This is a genomic window from Bradyrhizobium sp. STM 3809 (assembly GCF_000239795.1).
In the GTDB taxonomy this organism is placed as follows: Bacteria; Pseudomonadota; Alphaproteobacteria; order Rhizobiales; family Xanthobacteraceae; genus Bradyrhizobium.
In genome coordinates this window covers 1-12,294 of the sequence record NZ_CAFJ01000104.1, presented here as the reverse complement: position 1 = coordinate 12,294, position 12,294 = coordinate 1, and the positions used below count along the sequence as shown (strand labels likewise).

The window sequence follows — 12,294 nt, the reverse complement described above, 5'->3', positions numbered from 1 at the left end:
ACCCGGCATTCCCTGCGCCCTTCGTTTCAGAGAAGGGACGTTGCCGATGCACCACTCGGGCGTCCTGCGCCCCAGGAGCGCGAGGTCGTGTCATGAGCTGTGTGATGTCTGGAAACGCACGCGCCGAGCGATGCTGCCGTAGGGTGGGCGAAGGCGAATGCATGATGCTGACCGCAAGCTGCGCTCTCTCGCGCGCCGTGCCCACCATTCGCCCCGCATGTGCGGATCCGCGGTGGGCATGCCGCCGCCCTGCGGGCTGCCGCCTTTCTCACCCTACGCGCTACCGTCGATGGCATGCAGGCAACATCCCCATCGTCATCCCGGCGCACGCCGGGATCCATACGCCGCGGCCTACGTCGCTGACAAAGAACGTCGTCGAGAAGATGGTGGACGCGTGTGCCTCGAACGGCTTCCTGGGGTTATGGGCCCCGGCTTTCGCCGGGACGACAGCGGGGGACGTCGAGACAGTTCACCCTTATCATCAACTCACGATGAACTGCGACCTACGTCCCGAACTCCTCGCGCATCTTCGCCTGGATCTTGGCCATGCCACCGAGCCAGCGGTCGTAATTCTCGGTCTTCTTGCGCATGTAGCCGAGCACCTGGGGATGCGGCAGGATCAGGAAGCTCTCCTCGGCGAGGCCTTTCAGCACGTCCTGCGCGACCTGCTCGGGCGTGAGATCGCCATCACCGGATTGCGGGCCCTTCGGGATCGAACGCAGCATGTCGGTATCGACGCCCTGCGGGCACAGGATGGAGACCTTGATGTTGTCGGCTTTGTGCGAGATCGCGAGGTTCTCGGCAAACCCGACCGCGGCATGCTTGGTGGTGGAGTACGGCGCACTGCCGACCTGCGACAGCAGGCCCGCCGCGGAGATCGAATTCAGGAAATAGCCGCCGCCGCGCGCCTTGTAGCGCGGGATCAGATGCCGCGCGGCCCAGACATGGGCCATGACGTGGATGGCCCAGCTACGCGTCCAGGGCTCGTCGGACGTGCCGCCGACATTCACCGACAGCGGGTCGAAGCCGCCGCCGATGCCGGCATTGGAGCAGAACAGCGCGATCGGCCCGAACTGCCGCTCGGTCTCCTCGATGACGCGCTTGATGTCCGCCTCCTGCGAGACATCGCAGCGGAACGCCGCGCCGCCGATGCTCTCAGCGACCGCCTTGGCTCCGGCGTCGTCGAGATCGGCGACGATCACCTTGGCCGCGCCGGCCCTCGCGAACGCCTCGCACAGCGCCTTGCCGATGCCACGGGCGCCGCCGGTGACCACTACGATCTTGCCGGTCACCTGCATGCAAAGCCCTCCGCACGGAATTTGTCTTGAAACGTTCTATGTCAGGACGAGATCGAGCACCGCCGTATAATGGAAACCGGCGCCCAGCAAGACGAAACCATGCCAGATCGCGTTCTGGAAGCGCAAGCGCCGCCACGAATGGAAGATGACGCCAAGGCTGTAGAGAATGCCGCCGGTGAGCACGCAGGCGAGCACCGAGGTCGGCATGACCGCGATCACCCGGTCGTACATCATGATGCCGCTCCAGCCGAGCGCCAGATACAGCCCGATCGACAGCGCATCGAACCGGCCCGGCCAGCGCAGCTTCAGCACGATGCCGAAGATCGCCACGCCCCAGACGCCGAGCAGCAGCGCCACCGAGAACACGGTGTCCTTCAACGCGGCGATGAACGGCGTATAGGTGGCCGCGATCAGCACATAGATCGCCGAATGATCGAACCGGCGCAGCACCCATTTGGTCGGCGACACCGGCCAGAGATTGTAGGTCGCCGACAGGATCAGCATCGACAGCAGGCCGGCGACGTAGATCGACACCACGACGATGTCGATGGGATTCGCATAGATCGAGGTCAGCACCACAAGGACCGTGGTGGCGACGAGCCCAGCGGCGATGCCGACGATATGGACGATGCCGTCGGCGATCATCTCGACCTTATCGTAATTCCAGCGGACCGCACCTGTGGCGGCATGGACCGAGGTCGAGGCGAACTGCTTCAGTTGAAATACGGTCATGGAGGAACCTGGCGCTGGTTTGCCGGAGACAATCTTGGAAGGAGGATTATGGTTTCCAGTGGTCAACGTTCCGTTCAAGCTGTGATTCTAGCTGGATCGCGCCGGTAATGTGAGCTTGAATTGAGCGTTTTGCATCGCCACCTTTCAAAAATCGCTCACAGCATTTTCAATTGGCGAATCTCCTCCCTCCCATGGTGACCTTTTCCGAACTCGTCGAGGAAGCCCGGCTCTCCGCCCGCGCCCTGCTCGATTATGGCGAGAGCTTCCTCAATCCGACGATTCGGCTCGGCGTCACCGGGTTGTCACGGGCCGGCAAGACCGTGTTCATCACCGCGCTGATCCATGGGCTCGTTCGCGGTGGACGCCTTCCCGTGTTCGAGGCGCAGGCCTCCGGCCGCATCGCCCGCGCCTATCTGGCGCCGCAACCGGACGACGGCGTGCCGCGCTTCGCCTATGAGAACCACGTGCGCGCGCTGGTCGCCGAGCGGCGCTGGCCGAGCTCGACGGTCGACATCAGCGAGCTTCGGCTGGTGATCGAATTCCAGCGCGGCAATGGCGCGGAGCGGACGCTCACGCTCGACATCGTCGACTATCCCGGCGAATGGCTGCTCGATCTGCCACTGCTCAACAAAAGCTATGAGGAATGGGCGCGCGAGAGCCTCGCGCTGTCGCGCAGCGAGCCGCGGCTGCATCTGGCCGGCGCCTGGCACGCGCATCTCGCGACACTCTCGCCGGAGGGCCGCGAGGACGAACCGGCGACGCTCGAGGCGGCCCGCTTGTTCACCGACTATCTGCGCGCCTGCCGCGACGATCGCTTCGCCATGAGCCTGCTGCCGCCCGGGCGCTTCCTGATGCCCGGCAATCTCGCCGGCTCGCCGGCGCTGACCTTCGCGCCGCTCGACCTGCCGGCCGAGGGCCAGGCGCCGAGCGGATCGCTGTGGGCGATGATGGCGCGCCGCTACGAGTCCTACAAGGACATCGTGGTCAGGCCGTTCTTCCGCGATCATTTCGCGCGGCTCGACCGTCAGATCGTGCTGGTCGATGCGCTCGCCGCCTTCAATGCCGGGCCCGAGGCTTTGCACGATCTCGAAGCCGCGCTCACCGGCATTCTCGATTGCTTCCGGGTCGGGCGCGGCAATGTGCTGTCGGCTCTGTTCAGGCCGCGCATCGATCGCATTCTGTTCGCGGCGACGAAGGCGGATCATCTGCATCACACCAGCCACGACCGGCTGGAGGCGGTGCTGCGGCGCGCGGTCAATCGCGCGGTGAGTCGCGCCGAGAGCACCGGCGCTGCGATCGACGTGGTGGCGCTGGCCGCGGTTCGCGCGACCCGCGAGGCACTGGTCGCGCGCGGCCGTGACAAGCTGCCGTCGCTGCTCGGAACCCCCGCAGCCGGCGAGAGCGCCAATGGCGAGATCTTCGACGGCAACACCGAGGTCGCGACCTTTCCCGGCGAGCTCCCGGCCGACGCCGAAGAGCTGTTCAAGGGCGACGCCTATCGCGGCCTGTCGAGCGCCGCCGCCGACGGCACCGATTTCCGCTTCCTGCGCTTCCGTCCGCCGCTGCTGGCGCCTGACGCTGGCGGCGAGCCGGCGCTGCCCCATATTCGTCTCGACCGCGCCCTTCAGTTCCTGATCGGAGACCGGCTGCAATGAGCGATCGCGCCAAGCCCCGCCGTCCCCAGACCTTCCGGCTCGACGATCCCGATGTCGTGGTGGTCGACGCCGATGAGGCCGGCCGGCCCGGCCGCGGCACCATCCAGATCACGCCCGAAGCCGATCCGGCGCAACTGCCGGTGCCCGTCGACATCGTGCTGCCGGCGCGGCGGGGCTTCCGCTGGGGCGCACTGTTCTGGGGATCGGTGGGCGGCCTGGTGCTGCTCGGCCTCGGCCTCGGCGTCGTCAGGCTGATCGAGGACCTGTTCGCGCGCAGCGAGGCGCTCGGCTATGTCGGCGCCGGTTTTGCCGCGGCGGCCGCGATCGCGCTCGCCGCCGTGATCGGGCGCGAGACCTACGGGCTGGTGCGGCTGGCCACGATCGAGAAGCTGCACGCACGCGCCGCCGCCGTGCTGCTGTCCGATGATCGCGCCGAGAGCCGCGCGGTGATTGCCGAACTGTTGCGGATCGCCCATGCCAATCCGCGGCTGGCGCGGCCGCGCGCCGAGCTCGCCGGCCACGCCGACGACATCATCGACGGCGCCGACATGATCAAGCTCGCCGAGCGCGAGCTGATGACGCCGCTCGACATCGAGGCGCGGCGGCTGGTGTCGGTCGCGGCGCAGCGCGTCTCCGTGGTCACCGCCGTCAGCCCGCGCGCGATGATCGACGTGCTGTTCGTGTTCGTCGCGAGTTTGCGGATGATCCGCCAGCTCGCGATGCTCTACGGCGGACGTCCCGGCGCGCTCGGCATGATCAGCCTGCTGCGTCACGTCATCGCCCATCTCGCCATCACCGGCGGCATGGCCGCAAGCGACAGCCTGATCCAGCAGGTGCTGGGGCACGGCATTGCCGCCAAGCTGTCGCAGCGACTCGGCGAGGGCGTGCTCAACGGCCTGCTGACCGCGCGGCTTGGACTTGCGGCGATCGACGTGACCCGGCCGATGCCGTTCGCCGCGCTGCCGCGTCCGGCGCTGGCCGATCTCGCCAAGGATCTGCTGCGCAAGCAGGAGGACGAGGACAAGTGATCAGGCGCGCAGTGCGGTGGCGAATTCGCCGGCGAGCCAGCGCCATTGATAGAATGGCGAGTCCGGCCGTGGCGACAGCTCCGGCGTCCAGCCGGTCAGTCTGTCCAGCGCGTAGCTGTCCATGACCACGCCGCGCCAGCTCCGCTGCACGCTGCCGAGCGGCTCGCGGCGCACGCCCGTCTCGGCGAGCAGCCGGCCCGCGGCATCCGGCTCGCGTGCGACATAGAGGCCGGGATGTCCCGCGATCAGGTCCATGCCCGGATCACGAAAGCCCATGAAGCGGGCGCGCTCGTTGATCTGGATGACCGGCACACGCCCGCGAAAGAACCACCGCATCATCGCATAGGTGCGGTAGTCCGAGGTCGCGATCCAGCTGGCGCCGGCCTTTGTCAGCTCCTGCTCGACCCGCGCCGCCACCTGCTCATAGCCCGCCTCGGCGCCGATCGGATCGGTTCGGCCGAGAAAGTTCCAGGGGGCCGCGACGTAATAGAGAAAGATCATCACGACCATTGCGACGCCGCTGGCGATCGCGATCCGCACCCAGCGCAAGGTCGCGCGGATGAACCAGGCCGGCGCACCGCCGTGCTGCAGCTTCACGATGTTGATGGCGACCGCGGCGAAGCCGATCGGCCACATGAACATCGGCCAGGTATCGCCGATCCGCAGCGTCAGCGACTTCCAGAGGAAGTAGAGGAACGGCACCAGCACCGCGCTCGACAGCAGGATGGCAACCGGTTCGCGCGTACGATAGCCGCGCCAGGCCGTGAGCGTGAGTGCCGTGAGCGTGGCAGGGAACAACACGAAACCGACTTGTCCGAACTGCAGCCCGATGTAGTCGCCAAGCGTCCGCCAGGAAAAATCATGCGGGGCGGCGGCGCGGATGAATTGGAAGCGGAACGAGGCCCAGTCATGCTGCGCGTTCCAGATCAGCACGGGCGAGAACACGGCGAGCGCAATCAGCGCTCCGCACCAGGGATAGGCGCTCGCCAGCCAGCGGCCGCGCCAGGCCGGCACGAGCAGAAACGCCGCGACCGCCGGCAGCAGCATGACGACGGTGAACTTGGACAGCAGCGCCAGCCCGCCGAACAGGCCGGCGGCGAGCCACCAGCGGCCATCGTCGCTTTCGGCGAGCCGCACCAGCGCCCAGACCATCGCCAGCGCAAACGGGATCGCGGCGACATCAGGCGCCACCTTGGCCATCAGCAGGCCGTAGTAGAGCGCAGCCTCGGGCAGCAGCACCGCAAGGATCACGGCGCGCGCGTCGTCGGTGACGCGGCGAACGATGTCGGCGAGCAGGAGCTGCGACGCGGCCATCGCGAGGATACCGCCGAAGCGAACACCGAGATTGGTGTCGCCGAACAGCGCCGTTCCGAGCCGGACGAGCCAGGCGATCATCGGCGGATGATCGAGGAAGCAGAGCTGCAACTCCTTCGACCAGGTCCAATAATAGGCTTCGTCGGTCCGCAGGTCGAGCGCGCCGGCATAGACCATTCGCATGATGGTCATGCCGGCGATGATCGCCGCAGCCGCCGTCCACGCGGCGCGCAGCGAGCGCGCAGTTGGGCTGTCGATGCTGGGAGACAAGGCCGTCACGCGGCGCTTTTCCCCGACTCCGCCGGGCGAGTCAACATTTCGCGGCGCGGGCATCGCCACCCTGCCACCGCGATGCGTCCCACTAGGCTGTCCGGGAATAAATCTCTAGCATCGCGGTTCAGTTTCGCACGGACCGCATGACCCCTTCGATGTCCCATCGTTTCCGGACCACCCTGCGCGGCATCGGCGTGCGGCAGGTGCGCCTGGTTTGCGGCATCATTCTCTTCAGCTATCTGCTGAGCCACTTTCTCAACCATGCGCTTGGCAACATCTCGCTGGAGGCGCTCGCCGCCGGCGTCGGCTATCACCTCGTGTTCTGGCAGTTCCTCCCCGTGGCCGTGCTGTTCTATGCTGCCGTTCTCACGCATGGCGGCCTCGGCGTTTGGGCGCTTTATCAGCGCCGGCAATTCAGCCGCACCACCTTGGAGCCGCTGCAGCTGCTGCTGGGTCTCAGCATTCCTGCGCTGATCTTCAGCCACATCGCCGGCGTTCGCATCGGCCATGTGCTCTACGGACACGAAAAGCTCTATCCGCAGGTTCTCTATTCCTACTGGGCCGGGCCGTCCTGGCGCATCTGGCTGATGTCGGCCGCGCTGCTGACGTCGTGGACCCATGGCTGCATCGGGCTGCATTTCTGGCTGCGGCTGAAGCCGTTCTACCGGCGCGCCGCGCCATGGCTGCTCGCTTGCGCCGTGCTGATCCCGGCGCTGGCGCTGCTTGGCTTCTACCGCGGCGGCCGGGATGTCGTCAGCGCCAGCGCAACCCCGCAGTGGCGCGCGGAAAATCTCTCCGTCAGGCAGATGGGTGTGCCCTCGGAGCAGGCCTCGCTCGAACTGATCATGAACGGCTTTCTGATCGGCTACCTCGGCCTGCTCGGTGCAGCGCTCGTCGCGCGCGGCGTCCGCGCGCTGAACGAGCGGCGCGGCGGCATGGTGACGCTGTCCTACAATAATGGACGCATCATCCGTGTGCCGAAGGGCCTTTCGGTGCTCGAGGCGAGTCAGCGCAACAACGTGCCGCATGCCAGCACATGCGGTGGCCGCGCACGCTGCTCGACCTGCCGCATCAGGGTGATCGGTGATCCCGGCGGACTGCCCGCGCCGTCGCCGCGCGAGGCCTTCGTGCTGGCGCAGGTCGGCGTCGAGGATCCCTCGATCAGGTTGGCCTGTCAGTTGCGCCCGACCCACGATCTGTCGTTCTTTCAACTGTTCATGCCGAACCTGACGCCGGGCGAGCGCGGCGGCCAACGCAGCGGGATCGGGCAGGAGCGCTATCTCGTCAGCCTGTTCGTCGACATGCGCGGATCGACCAGCCTCGCCGAGAAGCGGCTGCCGTTCGACGTGGTGTTCATCGTCAACCGCTTCCTCGGCGCCGTCTCGCAGGCGGTCCTGAGCCATGGCGGCCAACCCAATCAGTTCGTCGGCGACGGCATGCTGGCGCTGTTCGGATTGGCCGTCGATCCTCAGATGGCCTGCAGGCAGGCGATCGAGGCTGCGCAGGCGATCGCGACGAACATCGCCGAGCTCAATTCCGTCCTGAGCCACGATCTGCAGGACCCGATCGGCTTTGGCATCGGCATCCACGGCGGCGAGGTGATCGTCGGCGAGATCGGCTATCGCGACCACATGGTGTTCACCGCACTCGGCGATGCGGTCAATGTCGCATCGCGGCTGCAGGACATGACGAAGACGCTCGGATGCCAGGTGATCATTTCGGCCGATGTCTACGCGCGGGCCGGGCTTGCCGCGGGGATGCTGCCTCAGCACGAGGTGGAGATCCGCGGCCGCGCCGAGCCGATGCGGGTCAGGACGGCCATGGATGCCGTCGAACTCGCACGACAGACTCGGCCGGGCGAAGGGGACGTCGCATGAGCTTCCGTTGAACCTGTCGGAGCCTTGCCCTGTCCTACCAAGAACGGTTGCGGCCTAAGCGGCGACCGCGGCCAAAAAGCCGCAAAGCCGCCACGATATCGATCACTTCGGGTCCAAAGCGCCCGCTGTTTACGCTATCAAGCCCGTCGCAACCGCAGTATTCTCACTTTTCGGGCCTGACGGTTTGCGGGGACCGCCGGCCCGAACGGAATTGATCCCGCGGAGGCGACGTATGGCTAAAGGTACGGTCAAGTGGTTCAACCCGACCAAGGGCTATGGCTTCATTCAGCCGGCGGCCGGGGGCAAAGACATTTTCGTCCATATTTCTGCAGTTCAGAAGGCCGGGCTCACGACCCTCAACGAGGGCCAGACGATCGAATACGAGGAGATCGCCAACCGCGGCAGAAGCTCGGCCGAGAATTTGAAGGTCTAGCCAATTCGAGCGTGTTGCCAAAACTTGAAGGCGTAGCCAACCACGTTCGCCCATTCCGCCTCACGGCGTTTCGGCGCGCATCGTTCCGCTCACCGAGCCAGCGTGACACGAGGCACCAGAAGACCTGACAGGAGCGGTGCCCGCTCCTGACAATATTGACGTTCGTTTGTAGTTCGAACTCTCTCGCCACCATTGCCTCGCCCGCCCGACCTGGGTCAAATGGGCGTCGAACCGCGCCGATGTGGAATTCCAGCGCGCGGAAACAATGGACGGGAGCGACGCCTCATGAACGACAAGGGCATTTTTCACGGCCTGAAGGTGCTGGATTGCGCGAGCTTCATCGCAGCCCCCGCCGCGGCGACCGTCCTTTCCGATTTCGGCGCCGACGTCATCAAGATCGAGCCGCCCGGCGCCGGCGATCCCTACCGCAATCTGCCGAACCTGCCGGGCTATCCGCGCAGCGAGCACAACTACGCCTGGTATCTCGAAGCCCGGAACAAGCGCAGCATCGCGCTCGACCTGTCGAAGCCGGACGCGCAGGCAGTCCTGCAGCGGCTGGTCGGCCAGGCCGATGTCTTCATCACCAACTTCCCCCCCTCGGTGCGCGCCAAGCTCGGCCTCACCTATGAAAAGCTCGCGCCGCTGAATGAGCGGCTGATCTATGCGTCGTTCACCGGCTATGGCGAGAAGGGCGAGGAGGCGGACAAGCCGGGTTTCGACAGCAACGCCTATTGGGCGCGGTCCGGACTGATGGACCTCGTCCGCGCCGACGAGACCACGACGCCGGCGCGCTCGGTGGCCGGCATGGGTGACCATCCCTGCGCCATGGCCTTCTATGGCGCGATCGTCACGGCGCTGTATCAGCGCGAGAGGACCGGCAAGGGCAGCCACGTCGCCTCCAACCTGATGGCGAACGGGGTCTGGGCGGCCTCCGTGCTGGCCCAGGCCAAGCTGTGCGGCGCGACCTTCGTGGAGCGGCGGCCGCGAGAGCGGGCGTTGAATGCGGTGGCCAATCACTACCAATGCAAGGATGGCCGCTGGATCATGCTCTCGCTCCTCAACGAGGAGAAGCAGTGGCCGATTCTCGCCCGCTGCCTCGGCCGCGAGGACCTGATCGACGATCCGCGGTTTGCGACCAAGGCCGACCGCCATGCCCGCTCGGTCGAGCTGATCCACGAGTTCGACGCGGTGTTCGCGACCCGGCCGCTGGCCGAATGGCGCAGGATCCTGGACGGCAGCGGGCTGGTGTTCGGGGTGGTCGGCATTCTCGACGACATTCCGAACGACAGGCAGATGATCGAAAACGAGGTGCTGGTGCCGTTCGAGAACGACACCATGCTGACCGTCAACAGCCCGATCTTCATCGACGGGCAGCGCAAGGTCGCCCCGCGCAAGCCGCCGGGGGTCGGCGAGCACAGCGACGAGATCCTGCGCGGCGCCGGCTTCGACGACGAGGCCATCCGCGCGCTGCGTGCCCGCGGCGCGGTGGCCTGAGCAGCAGCTAGCGCGTCGCGATGAAGCACATGCCGAACCGCGTCGCCGGACCGGTCTGGCAGGACAGGTTCGCCGCGCAGGTCCAGCGCGAGAAGCTCTTGTCGTTATCGGCGCCGTCGCGGCTCGCATAGCAGTGCGCGCCCCATCCGTCATTGTAGACGGTGCCAGCGAGCTCATCGCTGCCGCGCAGCTGCGGGCGGCTGGCGAAGCCGCGCGAGAAGTCCGGCGTGCGGCCCTCGGCAAAGGACGTCAGGATGTCGCGGCGGCGGACCTGGTCGCCGAAGAAATGCGGCGAGCCGGGCACCACGACCGTGTTGGACGGCTTCTCCGCCATCCAGTCGACGCCGGGGAAATGGAAGCCGCCGATGCCGCGGGTCTGGTGGCAACCGCCGCAGCTGGAATCGTTCAAGCGGCGCTCGAAGCCGGCGACCGACTGGATATTCTGCAAGTTGACGCCCTGCGCCGCCGCCTTTTCCAGCGCGCCCACGACGTCGGCCTCGCTGAACACCGCGGTCGCGCCAGCCGCCTCGCTCTGCACCAGCCCGTAGGCCGGCAGCATGTCGGAATTGACGAAGCCGACGGGAGTCGGCGCCACCGCCACCTTTGCCAGGAACTTGTCAGGAATGACCGCCATGCCGCGGTCGAGCTCGCCGAGATGCACGGGATCGAGCAGCCAGGCCTTGAACTCGCTTGCGAGCGCGGCATCCGAAAGCAGCCGGTCGCGATCGATCTGATCCTCCAGCACGGCCTCCTCGAAGGAGCCGCTCGCCGCCTGATAGTCGAACACCTTCATCATGTAGTCGGTGCGGAAATCGCGGATCGCCGATTTCGGCGCATGCGCCACTTGCAGATTGGTTTCGATGCGGTGGATGTTCTCCGGCCGGATCAGCGCGAGCGGCCCGTCCGGCGCCGTCAGCTTGGCGGCCAGCTCGGGACCCGCCAGCTGCAGATCCGCCGTCGACAGCCAGCGCTTGGCGATCTCGGCGCAGCTCGGCGAATTGCTCTTCGCCTCGGCGTCGCTGCGCGCCTTGAGCACGATGTTCAAGGTCATCGGCAGCCGCGGCGACGCCACCTCGCCGTCCTTGGCCTCCGGCGGCGTGGTCCGCGTCAGGCGATACAACAGCCGCACTTCGCCGCAATGCTCGGGATCGACGAAGGCGCGGTCCATGCGGTTGACGACACCGGCCAGCACGAAGCGGGCGTCGGGCGACTCCAGCAGCGCGCGATCGAACAGCTGGAACGCGTAGGACGTGCCGACGCCGATGCTCTCGTTCGGCAAGGTCGCCTTGTGCGTCTCGACATAGCGGTCGAACTCCGCCTCGAGACCCTTGCGCACCGGCTGCATCGACGGCAGCGCGAACAACGCGGCATCGGTCAGCGGGACTGCGTTGTCGCGCGCCGGCGCCAGCATCCGGCCGAGGCCGAACGCGCCGCTGTCGAGCGCGCGCAGCGCCGACGGCTCGAGGATCGCGGTGCCGCGCTCCAGCGGCGCGCTCTCGTCGGCATATGCAAGCGAGCAGCAACACAGCAGGGCTAGGCCAACTACCAAACGTCGCACCACACGCCTCCTCTTCCGGACCACACGGCGCGGGCCGGACCGACATCGCCGCCGCGCGCCGGTGTGCTAGGCGCCGAACATAGCCGAAAGGCGGCAGCGGCGGACAATTGTGCGACGAGGCGCCTCACGTCGCGGTGAGGCGCCTCGTCGAATCCGCTCACGGAAGAGATGGCTCGTCAGCGCGCGACCACAAGTCCCTTCGTCGTGTACACCACCCAGCGGCCGTCCTGCTTGCGGATGGCATCGACCTTGCCGAGGCCGGGCACGGGATCGCCGGCATAGACCTCGTAGAGTCCACCGCGCCCCTCGATCAACGCGCCGCCACGGCCGACATCGCGCAACACCCAGCCCTCGACGACCTTCGGCTTGCTGGCCTCGGCGCGGCTCGGCTCGGCCCTCGCCGTCTCAGATCTTGCGGTCTCGGCCCTCGCCGCCTCGGCGCGCGCCGTGTCGGTCCGGTTCGGCTCGGCCCGGTTCGCCTCAGGCCTGGCCGGCTCGGCCCGGCTCGCCTCCTGCCGGATCGGCACGCCGGACGGCGGGACCGCGGCATTGATCGCGCCGAGCGCCTGCGGCGGCACCGACCCGGTTGTGTCGCGCGCGGCCGCCTGCGTGTTCGCGGAAGCCTGCGCCGC

At 67.1% G+C, this 12,294-nt stretch carries 9 protein-coding genes and 1 pseudogene; 5 read left to right on the top strand and 5 right to left on the bottom strand.

Features of this window, described 5'->3' with window-relative positions:
• Positions 1 to 503: 503 nt before the first annotated feature.
• Together BRAS3809_RS05460 and trhA are read right to left on the bottom strand one after the other, a co-directional pair.
• Complete coding sequence (locus BRAS3809_RS05460; protein ID WP_008961099.1) at positions 504 to 1,298, bottom strand: SDR family oxidoreductase; 795 nt, start codon at positions 1,296 to 1,298, stop codon at positions 504 to 506.
• A 36-nt stretch (positions 1,299 to 1,334) separates the two neighbouring features.
• Positions 1,335 to 2,030 carry a PAQR family membrane homeostasis protein TrhA gene (gene trhA, locus BRAS3809_RS05455; RefSeq protein WP_008961098.1) on the bottom strand — a complete coding sequence of 232 codons (696 nt, stop codon included), beginning with the start codon at positions 2,028 to 2,030 and terminating at the stop codon, positions 1,335 to 1,337.
• Between the two features lie 191 nt (positions 2,031 to 2,221).
• On the opposite strand from trhA, the gene BRAS3809_RS05450 reads away from it, so the two are divergent.
• Both BRAS3809_RS05450 and BRAS3809_RS05445 read left to right on the top strand, forming a co-directional pair.
• Positions 2,222 to 3,685, top strand: coding sequence for a YcjX family GTP-binding protein (locus tag BRAS3809_RS05450; protein ID WP_008961097.1), 1,464 nt, complete (start codon positions 2,222 to 2,224; stop codon positions 3,683 to 3,685).
• Complete coding sequence (locus BRAS3809_RS05445; protein ID WP_008961096.1) at positions 3,682 to 4,713, top strand: YcjF family protein; 1,032 nt, start codon at positions 3,682 to 3,684, stop codon at positions 4,711 to 4,713. Before BRAS3809_RS05450 ends, BRAS3809_RS05445 begins: the two co-directional genes overlap by 4 nt.
• Here BRAS3809_RS05445 and BRAS3809_RS05440 read toward each other — a convergent pair whose 3' ends face one another.
• Positions 4,714 to 6,219 (bottom strand): glycosyltransferase family 39 protein, encoded by a 1,506-nt coding sequence (locus BRAS3809_RS05440; RefSeq protein ID WP_035655374.1) that lies wholly within the window; start codon positions 6,217 to 6,219, stop codon positions 4,714 to 4,716.
• Between the two features lie 224 nt (positions 6,220 to 6,443).
• Between BRAS3809_RS05440 and BRAS3809_RS05435 the strand changes: the two genes are divergently transcribed.
• The 3 genes from BRAS3809_RS05435 (at position 6,444) to BRAS3809_RS05425 (ending at position 10,104) form a co-directional block, all read left to right on the top strand.
• On the top strand, positions 6,444 to 8,177 hold the full coding sequence (locus tag BRAS3809_RS05435; protein ID WP_035655372.1) for an adenylate/guanylate cyclase domain-containing protein: 1,734 nt from the start codon (positions 6,444 to 6,446) through the stop codon (positions 8,175 to 8,177).
• A gap of 232 nt (positions 8,178 to 8,409) precedes the next feature.
• Positions 8,410 to 8,610, top strand: coding sequence for a cold-shock protein (locus tag BRAS3809_RS05430; protein ID WP_006609369.1), 201 nt, complete (start codon positions 8,410 to 8,412; stop codon positions 8,608 to 8,610).
• Between the two features lie 285 nt (positions 8,611 to 8,895).
• Positions 8,896 to 10,104 (top strand): CaiB/BaiF CoA transferase family protein, encoded by a 1,209-nt coding sequence (locus tag BRAS3809_RS05425; RefSeq protein ID WP_008961093.1) that lies wholly within the window; start codon positions 8,896 to 8,898, stop codon positions 10,102 to 10,104.
• 7 nt (positions 10,105 to 10,111) lie between these two features.
• On the opposite strand, the gene BRAS3809_RS05420 is transcribed toward BRAS3809_RS05425, so the two are convergent.
• Positions 10,112 to 11,653 carry a hypothetical protein gene (locus BRAS3809_RS05420; RefSeq protein ID WP_008961092.1) on the bottom strand — a complete coding sequence of 514 codons (1,542 nt, stop codon included), beginning with the start codon at positions 11,651 to 11,653 and terminating at the stop codon, positions 10,112 to 10,114.
• A gap of 185 nt (positions 11,654 to 11,838) precedes the next feature.
• Positions 11,839 to 12,294: pseudogene (locus tag BRAS3809_RS37250) on the bottom strand (hypothetical protein); the annotation flags it as partial.